The following is an 18,918-nucleotide window of genomic DNA, read 5'->3' on the forward strand; positions in this document are numbered from 1 at the left end:
TACTTCTTTCGCCAGTCCTCCAGGGTCTGGCGTTCCTCAGCGGTCAGAAACAAGCGATAAATTAGCATGACGAAAGCGCTTTTCTACGGAAAAGCCCACCAGACCCAATAAGGTTTTTCAACCACTAGTGCGCCGCCCCGGCCAGCCCTACATGAGCTTTGTGCCCATAAAAGACAAAGTATTTGCCCCCTTTTTGGCCAGCTACTTAGCCGATAGCCCCGGCCTCGCCACGCCAATTCGGGCGCAGGCCGAAGGCTACCGCTACAACGATGTACCGCGCCTCCTTCGGCTCTATAACCAAGCAGCCAGCACTCCCAACTAAGCCGCCTACCCCGCCACCAGCGCCGCCACGGCGGCCTCGTAGGCAGTGCGGCGCTCGGCGCGCTGCACCTGCTCGGGTGGGGCGGCGCGCTCCTGGCAATCGGTGAGGGGGCAGCGCTCGCAGGTTTCGTTCACGATGGTGAGCGGAAACAAGGTGGGGTCGGCCAGAAACTTGAATTGCTGTTGCAACGCCTCGTCGCAGCGCAAGCCGATGGTCACGCTCATGGCGGGGGCATCGGGGCCCCCGGCGCGGGCCAGGGTGAGGGAGAAATACTCATCGTCGGTGCCCAGGTAGCACGAGCGCTGCCCGGCCAGCAGCGTGGTGGGCGGCGCGGCGCGACCAGCCAGGGCCGCAGCCGCCCGGGCCTCCGTGAGCAGGCCCAGGCTGGCCCAGCGGCGGCAGTAGTGCTCGTGCAGCTCGTTGCGGTGCGGGTTGTGCAGGCGCGAGAGGTGCAGCTCCTTGGTCAGGTTAAAATCGGTCCCGGCCTGCGCCTGGTCGAAGCGCAGAAAGAACAGGCTCGTGAGGCCGAAGTGCTTGGGTAGCAGCGCCGCCAGGCGCTGGAGCAGCATCTCGGCGCTCACGTCGTAGCGCGTGAGCAGGGCCATAAACGCGGCGGGCTGCCACTTTTTGGCCCCCACCACCTTGGCCAGGTCGCGCACCAGGCCGTCTTCCTCCATCAGCAGGGCGCTGGCGAAGTAGGAGGCCCGAAAATTATTCAGCACTTCCTCAAACGAGCGCAGCTCCAGGGTGTTGGGGCTAGCGTAGTGCCGCTCCTTAAGCTTGAGGTAGTTGAAACCGATTTCGCGGCCCAGCACAAACGCCTGCTGGCCCCGCGTGAGGCTGGCCAGCAGCAGCAGCGTTTTGGTTTGGGGCCGAAACACCGAACGTAGCCGCCCGGCCACCGCTACGGGGTTGGCCGCCAGCGTAGTGCGGTCGATGGTGTAGCCATATTCCTGCACCAGCACGGCCTCCAGGGCCTCCAGGCTGGCGGGGGGCGCGGGTGCCAGCTGGTGGCTGGCCATAAACGCGCCCGCGGCCTGCTCCAGGTCCTCAAAGTAGTTGTCGTGCATCTCCTGGTACGAGCGCAGGGCGGCCACAAAAAAGTGCTCCTGCCGCAGCTCATAGTTACGCGCAATCTCAAAGAGCGTGCTGATGAACACGTTCATCTTGGCCGGCGCATTGGCCAGCAGCTCAAATAGTTGGGTGGGCTCGATGCCATACATGGCCAGCGGAAACTCTTGCAGCACCTTCGAGTGCAGCAGGTCGGCAATGGGCTCCAGTCGGCGCGGCAGCGTGGTGGCCGTAAGCTGGTCGTAGCGCACGTCCAGGCACTTACTCAAGCTGAGGATTTTGTCGGCTTTGGGGTATTTCTTGCCCTTCTCAATCTCGTTGAGGTAGCTCACGCTCATGTCGCAGCTGCGCGCCAAATCGGCCGGGGTCAGGCCCCGTTCCTGCCGCAGCTCGCGCAGCTTCAGGCCAAAAATGAGTCGGACAATCTGGCCGTGGGTAAGCATAGGGCAAAAAGTAAAAATGCGTGATAAGCAACTGCCGCGCAGCACCTCCAAAACCGGCGGGGCCACGGCCACCCAGCGGGCGGGCCTCATTACCCAATTGGGGCTGGCCAACCCGCCGCGCCGCGGCTAAGCGCCTGATTAGAAACATTTTTTGTAAAAAATCTTTCGCGCCGTAAAAGCCACTGACGCGCGCTAGGGCTGGTTTCTAAGTAGGCAAAGCTACTGCCGTTCAGCAAATTACTTTCATTTAGCGAAAATTCGCTAAGATTTAAAACTCGCTGATGTATGTTTGTGATAGGCCTGGGTTTAGCTGGTCGCTAGCTACATATACTGGCTGTAAATCAATGGTTTATTAATTACTTAGCCCCCTTGCGCTTATGTCTACCACTGCCGCTACGCCTACCCTACCGGCCTACCGCACGCCTAGCCAAGTGCGGGTCACGGGCGATTTTCACCCCCAGTATGCCGAGCTACTGAGCTACGCGGCTCTCGACTTTGTAGCCGAGCTGCACCGGCGCTTTGACCCCACCCGGCGGGCGCTGCTGGCCCGGCGCGCCACCCGGCAGAAGGACTTTGACGCCGGCCGCCTCCCCGATTTTTTGCCCGAAACCCGGCGCTTGCGCGAGCAAAACTGGACGGTAGCCCCGCTGCCAGCCGACCTGCTCGACCGCCGCGTGGAAATCACGGGCCCGGTGGAGCGCAAAATGATTATCAACGCCCTGAACTCGGGGGCCAAGGTGTTTATGGCCGATTTGGAGGACTCCAACTCGCCCACTTGGGCCAACGTTATGGAGGGCCAGCGCAACTTGCGCGATGCCGTGCGCCGCACCATCAGCCTCATCACGCCTACTAAAACGTACCGGCTCAACCCCGAAACGGCCGTGCTCATGGTGCGCCCCCGCGGCTGGCACTTGCTCGATAAGCACATTCTTGTTGATGGTGAGGAGATTAGCGCCTCGTTGCTCGACTTTGGGCTCTACTACTTTCACAACGCCCACGAGCTGGTGCAACGCGGCACCGGCCCCTACTTCTACCTACCCAAGCTCGAAAGCCACCTCGAAGCGCGCCTCTGGAACGAAGTGTTCATCTTTGCCCAGCAGGCGCTGGCCCAGCCCCAGGGCACCATCAAGGCCACCGTGCTCATTGAGACGCTGCCCGCCGCCTTCGAGCTGCACGAGATACTATGGGAGCTGCGCAGCCACAGCGCGGGCCTCAACTGCGGGCGCTGGGACTATATTTTCAGCTATATCAAGCGCCTGGGGCTGCAGCCGGAATTCCGGCTGCCCGACCGCGCGGAGGTGACCATGACGGTGCCCTTTATGGCCGCCTACTCGCAGCTGGTTGTCCAAACCTGCCACCGCCGGGGCGTGCACGCCATGGGCGGCATGGCCGCCCAGATTCCCATCAAAAACGACCCCGCTGCCAACGACACGGCCCTGGAAAAGGTGCGGCAGGATAAAATACGGGAGGCTACCAACGGCCACGATGGCACCTGGGTAGCCCACCCCGGCCTGGTACCAGTAGCCATGGCCGTGTTTAACGAGCTGATGACCAGCGCCAACCAAATCGAAAACAAGCGCCTCGACGTGCAGGTAAGTGCCGCCGACCTGGTGCGCGCCCCGCAGGGCAGCATCACGGAGGCGGGCCTGAAGCTCAATATCGACGTGGCCATTCAGTACTTGGCCTCGTGGCTGGGCGGCAACGGCTGCGTGCCCATCTACAACCTAATGGAAGACGCCGCCACCGCCGAAATCTCCCGGGCCCAAGTGTGGCAGTGGCTGCACACCCCCGGCACGCTACTGGCCGACGGCCGGCCCGTAACCACGGAGCTCTACCAAGCGCTGGTGCCCGGCCAACTGGCCAAAATCGAAGCCCTGGTGGGCTCCGAAGCCTTTGAGAACGGCCACTTTACCAAGGCCGCCCGGCTCTTCGACCAGCTGGTGCGAAGCGAGCAGTTTGTCGAGTTCCTGACCGTGCCGGCCTACGACGAGCTGGCGTAGGCCGTAGCCCGGCGCCGCCGGCGCCAGCCGGCCGACTGGTTGTCGTTGCAGGCATCCTGGCAGACTTAGCCAGAGCCGGCCGACCGGACCAATGCTACCTATTTGGGTTTTTCTGGTGGACTTAACAGGGTCAACCGGCCGGCTACCCCTTTGCCTTCTCTCAACTCACATTTTAATCCTTAACAGCATGACTACCAACGCAAAGCGCATTGCCGAAATTACGCTTGACTGGGCCACCAACCCCCGCTGGCTGGGTATCGAGCGGCCCTACGCCGCCGAGGATGTGGTGAAGCTGCAAGGCTCGGTGCACATTGAGTTTTCGTTGGCCCGGCAAGGGGCCGAGCGCCTCTGGAGCCTGTTGCACAGCGAGGAGTACGTAGCTGGCCTGGGGGCCCTCACCGGCAACCAGGCAGTGCAGGAAGTGCAGGCCGGCCTGCAAGCTATCTACCTGAGTGGCTGGCAAGTAGCAGCCGACGCCAACAACGCCGGCCAGATGTACCCCGACCAAAGCCTCTACCCCGTTGATAGCGTGCCGGCCGTAGTGCGGCGCATCAACAACGCCCTGCTGCGGGCCGACCAGATTCAGCACCTCGCCGGGCGCAACGACGTGCATTGGCTGGCTCCCATTGTGGCCGATGCGGAGGCGGGCTTTGGGGGCAACCTCAACGCGTTTGAACTGATGAAGATGCTGATTGAGGCCGGCGCGGCCGGGGTGCATTTCGAGGACCAGCTTTCCTCGGCCAAGAAGTGCGGGCACCTGGGCGGCAAGGTATTGGTGCCTACGCAAGAAGCTATCAATAAGCTGGTTGCGGCCCGCCTGGCGGCCGATGTGCTGGGCGTACCCACGCTCATTGTGGCCCGCACCGACGCCGACGCGGCCGACCTGCTCACCGCCGACGTGGACGAGCGCGACCTGCCCTTTGTGCGCCAGGATGCCGACCGCACCCCGGAAGGATTCTACCGCGTCCGGTGCGGCGTGGAGGCCGCCATTGCCCGCGGCCTGGCCTACGCCCCCTACGCCGACCTCATCTGGATGGAAACCTCGGACCCTGACCTGGGCCACGCCCACCGGTTTGCCGAGGCCATTCACGCGCAGTTTCCGGGTAAGCTGCTGGCTTACAACTGCTCGCCGTCGTTCAACTGGGCCGCCAAGCTGAGCGTCAAGCAGATGGAAACCTTTCGGGAGGAGCTGGCCGCGCTGGGCTATAAGTTCCAGTTTATCACGCTGGCCGGCTTCCATGCCCTCAACACCAGCATGTTTGAGCTGGCCCAAGCCTACCGGCAGCGCGGCATGGCCGGCTACTCCGAGCTGCAGGAGCGCGAGTTTGCGCTGCAAAAGGATGGCTACCAGGCCGTGAAGCACCAGTCGTTCGTGGGCACCGGCTACTTCGACGCCGTGCAGAATGTGGTATCGGCCGGCAAGGCCAGCACGTCGGCCCTGGTGGGCAGCACCGAGGAAGCCCAGTTTTAGCCCCACCCCCACCGCGGCCGGTGTTATTCCCACCCCAGCGGCCCGGCAAAAGCCCCTTCTGCCTCAGAAGGGGCTTTTTGGCGTTTGGCAGGGAGGTGGCCCGCGCCGCTTCAGGCCCAAAGACAAGCCCGACAATTTGGCTACGAATAAGGATGAGGGCAAAAAATGGGTCGCCCAAAAGTGCCTGTTCCCGCGGCTGCCAGCCTTTGGCGCAGGCAGACTTACCGGTACTGCGCAGCTTAACCCAGGGCGCGGCATAATTTATCCGTTTCACCAAGTTGGCGCGACCAAGCTGGCACGCCATTAGCTACGGGAGACTAGTTCCTTTGTCCAAAAGGATACTGTTGGCGAATTGGTTTTGGAGTAAAAAAGGCTATTTTCGGAGGCACCTTACCCGCTTCTGCTCATGAGCCTGCACCCCCAACCCAGCACGCCTATTCCACCCCAAACGCGCCAGGTAGCGCAAGCGGCATTCCCGCGTGGCAATCGCTATATGCAGTTGCGCGATACCCTGGGCACGCTGTATGACGACGCCCTCTTTGCCGATCTGTTTCCGCAACGCGGGCAAGCTGCTCAGGCGCCCTGGCAGTTGGCGCTGGTGACACTGTTGCAATTCGCCGAAAATCTCTCCGACCGCCAAGCTGCTGATGCCGTGCGCAGTCGCATTGATTGGAAGTACCTGCTGGGCTTGGAGTTGACCGACCCCGGGTTTGACTTTAGCGTCCTGTCTGAATTTCGCCAGCGGTTAGTAGCCGGCAAGGCCGAGGAGCGCCTGCTTACGCACCTGCTGGTCTGTTGCCAAGACCAGCAGTGGCTGAAAGCCGGGGGCAAGCAACGAACGGACTCGACCCATGTGCTGGCCCGTGTCCGGGACCTGAACCGATTAGAGTGCGTGGGGGAGACCATGCGCTTTACGCTCAACAGCTTGGCCACGCTCCTGCCCGATTGGCTAGCCCGCCACCTCCCACCGGAGTGGGCCGCTCGATACGGTCCCCGAGTCGAAGAGTACCGCCTGCCACATACCAAACCTCAGCGATTGGCTTATGCCCAGCAAGTTGGGCAGGACGGCTGGTGGCTGCTGGAGCAAATAGCGCAGGATGAACAGGCCGCTAGGCTGTGGCAGCTGCCGGCCGTGGACATCGTGCGCCGGGTCTGGCTCCAGCAGTTTCAGGTGGTGGACGGCCAACTCAGCTGGCGCGTAGAGAATCAGGGAGAACTGCCACCTTCCGCTCAACTTATCATCTCTCCCTACGATATAGAAGCCCGCTTCAGTCGGAAACGCACCACGACGTGGGTCGGTTATAAAGTCCATTTGAGCGAAACCTGCGAAGCTGACCAGCCGCATTTGATTACGCAGGTAGCGACCACCGTCAGCACCGAGGCTGATTCGACCACCTTGCCGCAGATTCAGCAGGGACTAGCTGACCAATCTTTACTACCGGCGCAGCAGTTGGTCGACACCGCATATGTGAGCGCAGAGTTGCTGGTCCAGAGTCAGCAACTCTATCAGGTGGAGTTAGTCGGGCCCGCCCGCAAAGACCAGAAATGGCAAGCTTTGGCAGGGCAGGGGTATGCAGCGGCGGATTTCCACCTGGATTGGGACGCGCAGCAAGCTACTTGTCCCCAGGGACATCCGTCGCAATCCTGGATTAGGACACTGGAAAAAGGCCAGCCCCGCGTGTTTATCAAGTTTTCGCGCAAGCACTGCGGACCCTGTCCCGTGCGCGCGCAGTGTACGCGCATGAAGCGCCGAGCCATTAAGCTACGAGCCGATGCTCAATACGAAGCCCTGCAAGCAGCCCGCGCGCGCGACAGTCAGGCGGACTGGCCGCTGCTCTATAACCAGCGAGCGGGGATTGAAGGCACCCTCTCACAAGGGGTACGAGGCTTTGACCTGCGCCGCTCACGCTACGTGGGCCTGGCCAAAACGCATGCCCAGCACCTCTTTATCGCCGCGGCGATGAACCTGTGCCGTATCGTCAACTGGTTAAACGGGGTGCCGTTAGCCCAGACCCGTCAGGCCGCCTTCGAGCGATTAATTCCGCCGGCAAGGGCCTGAAAATGAATTCGCCAACAGTATCCAAAAGGATGGAAAACCTTTTCTGTTTCAGGAAAGGCTTTTTTTTGCGCCGGAAGGCCGGCGGCCCAAAACCTGGCAGTAGCCTGAGGCCGGGGCGGTGCCTGTTGGCTTGGCGGGCTTTGCGATTTGGGAGGCCAGCCACGACTACTTGTGCGCAACGCAACTTTTCTACCGGTTTCAGCCTTATTCTTGCACAAAATTTTAGCAAAGAATGGCCAAGGTTAGAACCGTATTTTTCTGCCAGAGCTGCGGCGCGCAGTCGGCAAAGTGGATTGGGCGCTGCCCCTCGTGCGGCGAGTGGAACACCTACGTGGAGGAAGTAATCCAGAAGGAAACCGCCGCCACCACCACCGGCCAGTGGAAGCCCGCCAGCACCGTGCCCGGCGGCAACGCAAGCAAGGCCGCCAAATCGCGCCCGCTAGCCGACATCCGGCACGAGGAGGAGCCCCGCATCGTAACCCCCGACGGCGAGCTGAACCGCGTGCTGGGCGGCGGCCTGGTGCCAGGCTCCATTGTGCTCATCGGCGGCGAGCCGGGCATCGGCAAGAGCACGCTCATGCTCCAGATTGCCTTAATGATGAAGAAGTTGCGTATTCTTTATGTGAGCGGCGAGGAAAGCGAGGCTCAGATAAAGATGCGCGCCGAGCGCCTGGCCGACGGCCAGCACCAGAACTGCTACATTCTCACGGAAACGAATACCCAGAACATTTTCCGCCAGATTGACCAGGTGGAGCCCAACCTGCTCGTTATCGACTCCATCCAGACCATGCACTCCACGCTGGTGGAGAGCGGCGCGGGCTCGGTGAGCCAAGTGCGCGAGTGCACCGCCGAGTTTCTCAAGTTTGCCAAGGAAACCGGCACGCCGGTGCTACTCATCGGTCACATTACCAAAGATGGTAGCATTGCGGGCCCCAAAATACTGGAGCACATGGTGGACACCGTGTTGCAGTTTGAGGGCGACCGCCACCTAAGCTACCGCATTCTGCGCACCACCAAAAATCGTTTTGGAAGTACCTCGGAATTAGGTATTTATGAAATGCAGGGCAGCGGCCTGCGGCAGGTCAGCAACCCGTCCGAAATATTGCTTTCGCAGCGCGCCGAGAGCCTGAGCGGCATGGCCATCGGGGCCACGCTGGAGGGCAACCGCCCGCTGCTGGTGGAGGTACAGGCCTTGGTAACGCCCTCCACCTACGGCACGCCGCAGCGCAGTAGCACCGGCTTTGATGCCAAACGCCTGCAAATGCTGCTGGCCGTACTCGAAAAGCGCGCTGGCCTGCGCCTGGGCCAGCACGACGTGTTTCTCAACATTGCGGGCGGCCTGCGCCTCGACGACCCAGCCCTCGATGCGGCCGTGTGCGCCGCCGTAGTAAGCAGCCTCAACGACCTGCCCATTCCCGGCGATGTGTGCCTGGCCGCCGAGGTAGGCCTGAGCGGCGAGATGCGCGCCGTGCCCCGCCTCGACCAACGCCTGGCGGAAGCCGAAAAGCTGGGCTTCCGGGAAATGTACGTGTCACAGTTCAACGGCAAGAACCTGGCTGAGCAGGGCCGCGCCGGACTACGTATTCAGGCCGTGAGCCGGCTCGATGAGGTGCTGAATGGCTTGTTTGGCTAGGGGCTGCCGGGTGCGCGGCGCATGGCGCACCCGGCAAAAAGCCTATTCTGGTAGTCCGAAACAAATAGCTGGTAGCATAATTTTTAGGGGGCACCTTTTTTACGTGGGGCAGGTACCAGATGAGCGCCAAAAGCGCCTTATCTTCGGTCCCGTAATTGACTTTTACCGCGAAAAGAGATAGGTACACGTATCAGCCTTCTCTATTTATTCGGCATATCACGGGTTATCCGGTTTCCTGTCTTAGTACTATATGAAATTACTCTTTACCTGTCTAACAACCTTGGGACTGGGCCTGGCTTCGCTGCTACCGGCGCGGGCTCAACCAGGTGGGGGCCGGCCCGCAGACATAGCCGGGGCCGCCATACTCACGGGCCGCATCACCAATCCCAAGACCGATACCATTGCCATTGCCATTCACGATAGCCCCTTCGATTCGAAAGAGCGTATCAGCTATGCCCGCGTCAATGAGAAGGGTGAGTTTCGACTCAGCATCCTGCTTACGGGTTCTACTAAAGCCGATTTAGTGTACGGAGACGCTGTGGCAGACCTTTTTCTGGACCCCGGCACCGACCTCGACGTGCGCTTTAAGGGCGACGACCTGCCGGGCACGGTCAAGTTTAAGGCCAACGACGTGCCCACCGGTTTCGCCACCCGCCTGCGCAACAACACCTCCCTCACCGACTCGCAGCGCCACCGCCAGCAGATGGCCAACGCCAATAACTACCTCGCCGAGTTTGACGAGCAGTTCGTATCCAACGACGGTTTTCAGGTGCTGCCCGACAATATTCAGCTCTACGAAACGCCGTTCGTCTCCTTCCTCGACTACCGGATTAAGCACGAGCGTAACTTCTTGGAGGACCGCGCCGCCAAACAGTCATTTACCATTGATTTTTATAACTATGCCAAGGCGGAGATAACGTACTCCAACGCCAACGACCGCCTCACTTTCCCTGACTTGCGCGAGCAGGTAGTGAGCACCGAGGGCCGCCTCACCATGACGCCCGGCTACTACGACTACCTGCGCGACCCCAATCTGCTGAACGACCAGACGGCCGTGGGCAACGAGCAGTTTCAGGAGTTTTTGCTCAACTACGTGCACTTTATGGCCGCGCAGCAGAAGCACCTGCGCACCGACCCCGACTTTTACCCCGTGTGCTACGCGCTGGCCAGCAAGCGCCTCAACGGCACCATGAAGCTGCTCACGCTGGGCCGCATTCTGCAAGAGTCGTTTCGCTTTGGCCACGTGCGCCAGTCGGCCGCTATGCTCGCCGATTTCAAGGCCCTTGACACCCGCAAACGCTACGTAGCTACCCTGGACGCCGACTTTGGCAAGCACAAGGCGCTGGCTATCGGCTCGCAGGCCCCCGACTTCCGCCTCATGTCGGCCACCGGCGATTCTATCAAGCTGAGCAGCCTGCAAGGCAAGCTGGTGTACCTAAATTTCTGGAAATCAACCAACGGCCTCTGCCTGCGCGACCTTTCCTACGCCCAGGACCTGGCCCGCCGCTTCGAGGGCAAGAACATTGTATTTGTGAACGTGGCGCTCGATGAGCTGGAGATGCCCTGGCGGCAGCTCGTAACCATTAAGAAGCTGCCCGGCGTGCAGCTGCGGGCCGTGGGTGGCCTGCGCTCGGCCGTGGCCAAAGCCTACAACGTGCAGGAAGTACCCACCTACCTGTTGCTGGGCGAGGATGGCACCATCCTCAACCCCAAGCCCAAGCGCCTCAGCAGCCGCGCCGCCGTGGACGAAATCAACCAGTCGTTTGGTAAGGCCGGCGTTTACAGCGCCGCCGTGTCGCAGATGCCGGGTGGCGGCAAATAGTTACGTAATTTGTTAACTAACAATTATTTAGCTGAATAATACTGCACAGATTAGTTTGGCTGGTAGCAGCAGCCAAAACTTCTGAGGACAGTCGCGTGTCTCTGGCGTGGCGGCTTGGGCCGTACTTTGTCTTATGCGCTCTACTCTCCGCGACGCCTTTTCCTTCCTGCGCAAGGCTACGCCGGGCCGCGTGCTCAACGCCGGGCAGGTTGTTTCTTCCTACATCCTGAGCCGGCTCACGGGGCGCGCCCGCGCCTGGGGCCTGCCCATTGCGCTGGCCTTCGAGCCCACTACCAGCTGCAACCTGCGCTGCCCCGAGTGCCCCAGCGGCCTGCGCTCCTTCACGCGCCCCACGGGCATGCTGCCCGCCGACCTCTTTAAGAAAACAATGGATGAGGTAGCCAGCCGGCTGTGGTACCTCATCTTTTACTTTCAGGGCGAACCCTATCTGCACCCACAATTCCTTGATTTAGTGGAGTATGCGAGTAAGAAGGGTATTTACACCGCCACCAGCACCAACGCCCATTTTCTCAACGACGAGAACGCGCGCCGCACGGTAGAGAGTGGCCTCGACCGCCTCATCATCTCGCTCGACGGCACCACGCAGGCGGTATATGAACAGTACCGCGTGGGCGGCAAGCTGGAGAAAGTGCTAGCTGGCACCCGCAACGTGGTGAAGTGGCGCAAAGAGCTGAACAAGAGCACTCCCCGCATTATCTTTCAGTTCTTAGTAGTGCGGCCCAACGAGCACCAGATTGCGGATGCCAAAGCCCTGGCACAGGCCATGGGCGTGGACGATGTGTGGTTTAAAACCGCCCAGATTTACGACTACCAGCAGGGTTCGCCGCTCATCCCCACCATCGACTACTACTCGCGCTACGCCAACAACGGCAACGGCACGTTCAGCCTGAAAAATAAGCTCGTAAACGGCTGCTGGAAGATGTGGCACTCCTGCGTCATCACCTGGGACGGCAAGGTAGTGCCCTGCTGCTTCGACAAAGACGCCGAATACCGCCTCGGCGACCGCCAACACGAGAACTTCAGCGCCCTCTGGCACGGCCCCAAGTACCAGGGCTTCCGCCAAGCCCTCCTCAAGGGCCGCGACCAAATCGAAATGTGCCGTAACTGCACCGAAGGCACCAAAGTCTGGGGTTAAGCCCGACCGCAGATTCAAACGGATTAAACGGATTTCGCAGATACGCCGCTAAAGCGGCTGACTACTCGCATTTACGTGATATGAAGGGAGTATTTCCTCTGCCCCTATATCAGTATCTCAATGCGCGTAGTCAGCCGCTTTAGCGGCGTATCTGCGAAATCCGTTTAATCCGTTTGAATCTGCGGTCGGGTTACTTCTTGCCTTTCATCAGGTTCTTACCCAGCGATTCTACTTTTAGAATGAACTGGTCGATGTCCTGGTCGGCGTACACGCCATAGGCAGTCGAGATGGTGCCTTTGGCACCATCGGTGGTTTCGATAGCGTAGAGGATGGAAGCATCATCGGGGTCACTTTCGCCCTCGAAGCGGAAGTAGTCAACGATGGTCGTTTCCTCAGGGCTGAAGGTGGCGGCACTGTCGTTGTCCATCGTTGCCAAGCGGCCATCCTTCACGGTAAAGTCGTGGGTGTAGCCTTCGGCAACCAGCTTTTTCTCGACCGTAACGAGGGAGGTCATTTCTTCTTTGTCCTGCATGGGAATGGGTGTTTCAGATGGCGGGTGAGAATGGGGCCTGACGCAGACCGCCCCAGCTATACGGAGCCGGGGCGGTCGGGGGTTAATCGTTTGTTCAGTTTTTAATGGCGGCGGCTAACGCCCGGCGGTGCGCGCCTCAATAGTGCGCTGCAAAGCATCCACATCAATGGCCGCGCCGCACCCACCGCCGCAGCCTTTGGCGCAGCCCGCCTGGCCCTTGGCGGCGAAGGTTTGCCACACGCGCCGGCCCAGGTAAACCAAGGCGGCGGCAAAGAGAGCGATGATGATGAGCAGTTGCGCGTTCATGATAAAAAGAAAACCCAGCGGCGGCCCGAAAAGTTTGGGCCGCGCGTCCGGCGGTTACTTTCTTACCACTGGAAGCCCTCGCCCCAGTGCTGCTTCATCACGGCCTGCATTTCCTCGTGCAGTAAGCCATTGGTAGCCAGCGTTTCGCGGTTGAATACGGGGTCGCCATCGGCCAGCCACTGCGTAACGCGGCCGCCGGCCTCGCGTACCAGCAAGATGCCGGCGGCCACGTCGTAAGAGTTGATGTTGAACTCGAAGTAGCTGTCGAAGCGGCCGCAGGCCACGTAGGCCAGGTCGGTAGCGGCCGAGCCCCAGCGGCGCAGGCCCCGCGAGTGCTGCATATACTCGGTGAGGATGCGCAGGTAAGCGTCGAGGTGGTCGAACTTATAGAAGGGTAAGCCGGTGGCTATCAGGCTATCATCCATTTTAGCGGCGGTACCTACGTGAATCGGCTGGTCGTTGAGGAAGGCGCCGTGGCCCTGGGCTCCGCGGAAGCACTCGTCGCGGCTCACCTCGTACACCACGCCCAGCACCGGCTCGTTGCCGCGCGCCAGGGCCACGCTCACCGCGAAGCACGGCAGGCCGTGGATGAAGTTGGTGGTGCCGTCGAGCGGGTCAATTATCCAGCGGTACTCGGTTTCGCTGGCCTCGGTGTTGGCCACAGTGCCTTCTTCGGTAACGAAGCCGGCTTCGGGAAGCAGCTTTTGCAAGCCGGCCACCAGCATTTTCTCCGACTCTTTGTCCACGTAAGAAACCAGGTCGTGCAGGCCTTTAGTCACGATTTTAGACTGGTCGAAGTTGCTGACTTCCTGGCGAATAAAGCCGCCCGCCTGGCGGCAGAGGTCGGCGACGGAATACGAGAGCTGGAGCAGGTCGGGGGTCATAAAAAGTAGCGCGGACTTTTCAGTCCGCGTTTAAGGTAAAAATTAAGTGGTTTAACGATTCAGCGCGCGGACTCGCAGAGTCCACGCTACCACGGCCACAATCCCGAGCACGGCCAGCAGCTGAGCGGCGCGGCCGATGAGCTCGCCGAAGCGGGCGTAAAAGGTTACCTCACTGTTTAAGTGCACGGTGCCGCGGCTGGCGGTGGCAATCCAGGCGGGCACTTGCTGGTAGATTTCGCCCTTCTGATTGATGAAGCCGGTGAAGCCGGTGTTGGCGGCGCGGGCCAGGTCGCGACGGGTTTCGATGCAGCGCAGGCTGCCGTAGCGCAGCAGCTGCCGGTAGCCGGGCGAGTCGAGCCACCAGGCATCGTTGGTAAACACAGCTAATAGCGTGGCCCCGTTGGGCACGTACTCGCTCACAAAATCGCCGTAGATAGACTCGTAGCAGATGATGGGGGCCACGCGCAGGGCCGGCGCATTGGCCGGCGCGGGGTACACGGTGCGCTCGGGCTGGCTGCCCACGCTGCCCACCGTGCCGCCCAGGTCGATGTGCGAGACGAGAGCTGTGAGCAGAGGCGGAATCTTCTCGACGCCCGGCACCAGCCGCGACTTGTGGTAGAAGGCCACCGGGGCGCTGGCACTGGCAAAGTAAGCGCCACTGTTGAAGAAGTCGTAGTAGCCAAGGTCGTCGCGGTAGCGGGCCGTTTCGCTGGCCGCCTCCTTGCTCGGATAGGAGCCGAGCGTGGTGATGCCCGTGAGCAGCGCCACGCCGGGGTGCCCGGCCAGCCACGCCTTGATGCGCAGAATTTTGGGGTTGCTCTCAATCGTATTCTCCCAATACGGCTCCTCCAAGGCAGTTTCGGGCCAGATGATGAGGCGCGTGGCGGGCGTGAGGTGCTGCGCCGACAGCGCCAGCATGCGCGTCAGCTGCTCGTCGTAGGGCACGAAGCGGGCGCCGCCGAGAAATTTCTCCTCGTAGGGGTCGAGGTTGGGCTGCACCACTACCACTTCGGTGGTGGGGCCTTTTTCCTGGTAAGAAGCCCCGATGAGGTACGAAAGCCCAATGGGCAGCACGATAGCCAGGAGCGGAATTAAAAACTGAGAATTAAAAATTAAAAAGGCGGGCTTTACTTCGCTCCCATCAACATAAACGCCTGTTGGCGAAGTAGTTGCGCTTTTACTTTTCAATTTATAATTTTTAATTAAAATACTGAATACCAACAGATTAACCGCCCACACCCACACCGAACCGCCTAGGAAGCCCGTGTACTCGTACCACTGCACCCACTGCGGCGCGGCCGCAAAGCCGTTGCCCAGCGTGAGCCAGGGCCAGGTGAGGTCCCAGTGCAGGTGCAGCTGCTCGAAGGCAATCCAGTAGATGGGCAGCGAGAGGTAGCCCAGGCGGTTGCCAAAGCGCTTCTTGGTTTGCCGGAAGGCCATGAGCGGCAGGCACATCATCAGGGCATTCAGCACCACGGCCGCCATGCCGGCGGGCAGCGACGAATAGCTTACCCACCAGGTAGTGAGCGCGTTCCAGACCAGTAGCACCCAGTAGGTGCAGGCAAATACGCGGCCCTTGCGGGCCCCGGCCAGCGTGAGCTGCCGCTCCATGAGCAGGTAGGGCACCCAGCCAATAAAGAGCAGCAGTGCCGGCGCGGCCGACGGGTAGGGCGGCCAGCCACCGCACAGCAGCAGGGCGCTGAGGCTGCCCAGCACCAGCGGGCGCTGCCAGAAGCTAGGCGGCGGGGTCATCGTCGGCATCGCCGTCGTCTTCAGCGTCGTCGTCGTCGTCGCGGGCGGCGTATTTGCTGCGCTCAATTCGCTCATGTTTAGCTCCTTCTACTACCAGTACGATTTCGCCCTTGATGGCGGGGCGGGCGGCCAGCGTGGCGGCCAACTCGCTGAGCGGGGCGGTGAGGGTTTCTTCAAACAGCTTGGTCAGCTCGCGGCTGACGCTGCCCATGCGGGCCGGCCCAAACACCTCGGCCAGCTGCGTAAGCGTTTTGACGATGCGGTGCGGCGACTCATAAAAGATGAGCGTGCGGGTTTCGCGGGCCAGCTCTTGCAGGCGGGTTTGGCGGCCTTTCTTCGTCGGCAAAAAGCCTTCGAACGTAAACCGCTCGGCCCCGAAACCCGACTTGAGCAGGGCCGGCACCAGGGCCGTGGGGCCGGGCAGGCACTCTACGCGCAGGCCCTGGGCCAGGCACTCGCGCACCAGCAAAAAACCGGGGTCGGAGATGCCGGGCGTGCCGGCGTCGCTCACCAGGGCCATGCGCTCGCCCTTGGCCAGGCGCTCCAATAGGCGAGGCACTACCTGGTGCTCGTTGTGCAGGTGGTAGGCTTGCAGGGGCTTTTTGAGTTCCAGGTGCTGCATTAGGCGGCCGCTGGTGCGGGTGTCTTCACACAGCACCAAGTCTACTTCGCGCAGCGTGCGGATGGCCCGCAGGGTAATGTCTTCCAGGTTGCCGATGGGCGTGGGCACAAGGGTCAGGGCAGCGGCTTCGGGCATAGCGCAAAGGTAGATGTAGCGTACGCTTTCGCTGGCGAGTGGGCGCAGCGAGCACCTCGCGTGCGGGCCACCCACTTCACGTAGCAGTGCACCAGCCAAAGCGTGCGCTACAACCCAAACGGGCAAACGCAAGTAAAACCCCATACCATTTGCTTAGCCCTCCCCACCTATGCCAGTTGACCCCAACAACCGCCCCATTCGCGTTATCAACGATGACACGACCGACGAAGAAAACGCCGCCGGCCTGCGCATTCCCAATGCCGACCCACCCAAAAATGAGGAGGCCCGCGGTGGCTTCGGCAACCGCGACGGCAAGCAGGGCTTTGGCACTACCAGTGGCGATGGCGAAACGTCGCTTTCCATGAATTCCGACGCGTCGAGCACGCACCAGCCCGGCGACAACATGCGCACGGCCGAGCAGGGTGCCAACCAGCGCCCCGACCAGGACCTGCCCAGCCCCGACGATGAGCGCGACGAAGAGGGCCGCCGCCCCCAGCGTGGCCCCGTTGACGAGCTCGATGCCGACGACATGCGCAAAGGCCCCGACGAAATGGAGGATGCCGACTCAGGCGTAGGCATGGGCCAGATGGCCCCTAAAACCCCGAAGCCCATCACGGGCACCGACACCAATGCCGAACTCACCGACCCCGGTGCCCAGGATTCAGCCATTGCCCAAGGCTTTTAAGTTAGAACTTATCATTTTCATTTCTTAACTTCTTTTTCTCATGGCAGACCATAAATCAAGCAAGCAGGGCGAGTCGCACCAGGGCGGCCCCAATGTAGCAAAGCAAGCCGCCGGCACTGGCGAAGACAACGATGTGCAGCGCGATGAAAAGACTGAAAAGCGCCTGCAAGAAGACGCGCAGGACGCACCCGTAACGCACCCTAACCGCTAGCACTGAGTAAAGCGGCCCCGGTTTCTTCTTTTTACCAACCTCGCTAATTCCTTTTTCCATGTCAACCCACCACACGGAGCAGAACAAGCAGTCGCAAACCGACAAGAACGAGCCCGGCATGCCCGAGCAGGTAAAGGCTGATGCCTTGCCCGCGGGCGACCTCGACGAGGCCACCGAAGAGCGCCTCGCCAACGAAGCCGAGGACGCCGGTATGCAGCACCCCAACCGTGGCCACAACAAGCCCGATAATGGCAAAGGCAGCTACGCCTAAGCCCGCAACTGCCCCTGCTTGAATCAGTAACCCCGTGCTTTTGGCCGGGGTTTTTTCATAAGTTATTATCAATCAATTCATTATAAACAACCTATAACGCACTAAGGTTACCAGCCTGCGTTGTGGCCAGGGCACTCTGTTACGCTGGAATGCGCCTGGTATTTAGCCACAAGCGAAAGCTTACCCTACACTGCGTTGTACTTTTGAGCCTATGCAAGCCACTGCCCCCCTCACCGCCGCCCCGGCCGGCTACGACACCGCCGTTTTCGACCTCATTGCGCAGGAGCGCCAGCGCCAAACCCACGGCCTGGAGCTGATTGCCTCCGAAAATTACGTCTCCGACCAAGTGATGGCGGCGCAAGGCTCGGTACTCACCAACAAGTACGCCGAAGGCCTGCCCGGCAAGCGCTACTACGGTGGCTGCGAGATAGTTGACCAAGTAGAGCAGCTGGCCATCGACCGCGTGAAGGAGCTATTCGGCGTGGCCTGGGCCAATGTGCAGCCCCACTCGGGCGCGCAGGCCAACGCGGCCGTGATGCTGGCCTGCCTCAACCCCGGCGATAAAATTCTGGGCTTCGACCTCAGCCACGGCGGCCACCTCACGCACGGCTCGCCGGTCAACTTTTCGGGTAAGCTTTACCAGCCCAGCTTCTATGGGGTGGAGAAAGAAACCGGCCTCATCGACTGGGACAAGGTGGTGGACACCGCCCGCCGCGAGCGCCCCAAAATGATTATCTGCGGGGCCTCGGCCTACTCGCGCGACTGGAACTACGCCGCCCTGCGCCGCGCTGCCGACGAGGTGGGCGCGCTCCTGCTGGCCGACATTTCGCACCCTAGTGGCCTCATTGCCAAGGGCTTGCTCAACAACCCGTTTGAGCACTGCCACATCGTGACTACTACCACGCACAAAACCCTGCGCGGCCCCCGCGGCGGTCTCATCATGCTGGGCAAGGATTTCGACAACCCCTTCGGCCTGAAAACGCCCAAGGGCGACGTCCGGCCCATGTCGGCGCTGCTCGACTCGGGCGTGTTTCCCGGCACGCAGGGCGGGCCGCTGGAGCACGTCATTGCCGCCAAAGCCATCGCCTTTGGCGAAGCGCTGGGTGAGGACTACACCCGCTACGTGCACCAGGTGCAGAAGAACGCCCAGGCGCTGGCCAAGGAATTCCTGAACCGCGGCTACAACCTCATTTCGGGCGGCACCGATAACCACTTGATGCTCATTGACCTGCGCTCGAAGGGCCTCACCGGCAAGCTCGCCGAGAACACCCTGGTGCAGGCCGATATCACCATCAACAAAAACATGGTGCCCTTCGACGATAAGTCACCTTTCGTGACCAGCGGCATCCGCATTGGCTCGGCCGCCGTAACTACCCGCGGCCTGGTCGAAACCGACATGGTGCGCATTGTGGAGCTCATCGACGAGGCCCTCACCCATCACGCCGACCTGGCCCGCCTCACCGGCGTGCGCCATCAGGTAAACGAGTGGCTGCAAGGCTACCCGTTGTTCCAATGAGTGAATGGGTGAATGCGTGAATGAGTG

The 18,918-nt window shown here is 61.1% G+C and carries 17 protein-coding genes; 11 read left to right on the plus strand and 6 right to left on the minus strand.

All coding sequences use genetic code 11. The features are described from left to right. Nucleotides 1–127 precede the first annotated feature (127 nt). Nucleotides 128–322: a hypothetical protein gene (locus QMK33_RS20540; protein ID WP_283566499.1), complete on the plus strand. Its 195-nt coding sequence runs from the start codon at nt 128–130 to the stop codon at nt 320–322. Between the two features lie 5 nt (nt 323–327). Here the strand turns inward: QMK33_RS20540 and QMK33_RS20545 are convergent, their stop codons facing one another. Then, nucleotides 328–1,836, minus strand: a complete 1,509-nt coding sequence (locus tag QMK33_RS20545) for a helix-turn-helix domain-containing protein (protein WP_283566500.1) — start codon at nt 1,834–1,836, stop codon at nt 328–330. Between the two features lie 377 nt (nt 1,837–2,213). Here QMK33_RS20545 and aceB point away from each other — a divergent pair, with 377 nt between their 5' ends. From aceB to QMK33_RS20575, 6 genes are all read left to right on the plus strand, one after another. Next, entirely contained in the window at nt 2,214–3,836 is a 1,623-nt protein-coding gene (gene aceB, locus QMK33_RS20550; RefSeq protein WP_283566501.1) for a malate synthase A, read from the plus strand. A gap of 187 nt (nt 3,837–4,023) precedes the next feature. Continuing rightward, nucleotides 4,024–5,307, plus strand: a complete 1,284-nt coding sequence (aceA, locus tag QMK33_RS20555) for an isocitrate lyase (RefSeq protein WP_283566502.1) — start codon at nt 4,024–4,026, stop codon at nt 5,305–5,307. A gap of 406 nt (nt 5,308–5,713) precedes the next feature. Continuing rightward, on the plus strand, nt 5,714–7,366 hold the full coding sequence (locus QMK33_RS20560) for an IS1182 family transposase (RefSeq protein WP_283566503.1): 1,653 nt from the start codon (nt 5,714–5,716) through the stop codon (nt 7,364–7,366). Nucleotides 7,367–7,598: 232 nt separating this feature from the next. Continuing rightward, on the plus strand, nt 7,599–8,999 hold the full coding sequence (gene radA, locus QMK33_RS20565) for a DNA repair protein RadA (RefSeq protein WP_283566504.1): 1,401 nt from the start codon (nt 7,599–7,601) through the stop codon (nt 8,997–8,999). A gap of 250 nt (nt 9,000–9,249) precedes the next feature. Then, complete coding sequence (locus QMK33_RS20570; RefSeq protein WP_283566505.1) at nt 9,250–10,821, plus strand: TlpA family protein disulfide reductase; 1,572 nt, start codon at nt 9,250–9,252, stop codon at nt 10,819–10,821. A 133-nt stretch (nt 10,822–10,954) separates the two neighbouring features. Beyond that, nucleotides 10,955–11,977, plus strand: a complete 1,023-nt coding sequence (locus tag QMK33_RS20575) for an SPASM domain-containing protein (RefSeq protein WP_283566506.1) — start codon at nt 10,955–10,957, stop codon at nt 11,975–11,977. A 190-nt stretch (nt 11,978–12,167) separates the two neighbouring features. Here QMK33_RS20575 and QMK33_RS20580 read toward each other — a convergent pair whose 3' ends face one another. From QMK33_RS20580 to rsmI, 5 genes are all read right to left on the minus strand, one after another. After that, nucleotides 12,168–12,509 (minus strand): hypothetical protein, encoded by a 342-nt coding sequence (locus tag QMK33_RS20580; RefSeq protein WP_283566507.1) that lies wholly within the window; start codon nt 12,507–12,509, stop codon nt 12,168–12,170. A 114-nt stretch (nt 12,510–12,623) separates the two neighbouring features. Continuing rightward, nucleotides 12,624–12,815 carry a FeoB-associated Cys-rich membrane protein gene (locus QMK33_RS20585; RefSeq protein WP_283566508.1) on the minus strand — a complete coding sequence of 64 codons (192 nt, stop codon included), beginning with the start codon at nt 12,813–12,815 and terminating at the stop codon, nt 12,624–12,626. A 62-nt stretch (nt 12,816–12,877) separates the two neighbouring features. Next, nucleotides 12,878–13,699 (minus strand): inositol monophosphatase family protein, encoded by an 822-nt coding sequence (locus QMK33_RS20590; protein WP_283566509.1) that lies wholly within the window; start codon nt 13,697–13,699, stop codon nt 12,878–12,880. A gap of 51 nt (nt 13,700–13,750) precedes the next feature. Beyond that, nucleotides 13,751–15,451, minus strand: coding sequence for an apolipoprotein N-acyltransferase (lnt, locus tag QMK33_RS20595; RefSeq protein ID WP_283566510.1), 1,701 nt, complete (start codon nt 15,449–15,451; stop codon nt 13,751–13,753). After that, on the minus strand, nt 15,435–16,208 hold the full coding sequence (rsmI, locus tag QMK33_RS20600) for a 16S rRNA (cytidine(1402)-2'-O)-methyltransferase (RefSeq protein WP_283566511.1): 774 nt from the start codon (nt 16,206–16,208) through the stop codon (nt 15,435–15,437). The genes lnt and rsmI overlap by 17 nt, the downstream gene beginning before the upstream one ends. A 169-nt stretch (nt 16,209–16,377) precedes the next feature. Between rsmI and QMK33_RS20605 the strand changes: the two genes are divergently transcribed. From QMK33_RS20605 to glyA, 4 genes are all read left to right on the plus strand, one after another. Continuing rightward, nucleotides 16,378–16,893 carry a hypothetical protein gene (locus QMK33_RS20605; protein ID WP_283566512.1) on the plus strand — a complete coding sequence of 172 codons (516 nt, stop codon included), beginning with the start codon at nt 16,378–16,380 and terminating at the stop codon, nt 16,891–16,893. A gap of 40 nt (nt 16,894–16,933) precedes the next feature. Continuing rightward, nucleotides 16,934–17,104, plus strand: a complete 171-nt coding sequence (locus QMK33_RS20610; protein ID WP_283566513.1) for a hypothetical protein — start codon at nt 16,934–16,936, stop codon at nt 17,102–17,104. Between the two features lie 58 nt (nt 17,105–17,162). Then, complete coding sequence (locus tag QMK33_RS20615) at nt 17,163–17,375, plus strand: hypothetical protein (protein ID WP_283566514.1); 213 nt, start codon at nt 17,163–17,165, stop codon at nt 17,373–17,375. Nucleotides 17,376–17,586: 211 nt separating this feature from the next. Further along, nucleotides 17,587–18,891: a serine hydroxymethyltransferase gene (gene glyA / locus QMK33_RS20620; protein ID WP_283566515.1), complete on the plus strand. Its 1,305-nt coding sequence runs from the start codon at nt 17,587–17,589 to the stop codon at nt 18,889–18,891. Nucleotides 18,892–18,918 lie beyond the last annotated feature (27 nt).

It is taken from the genome of Hymenobacter sp. H14-R3, from assembly GCF_030063445.1.
Classification (GTDB): Bacteria; Bacteroidota; Bacteroidia; order Cytophagales; family Hymenobacteraceae; genus Hymenobacter.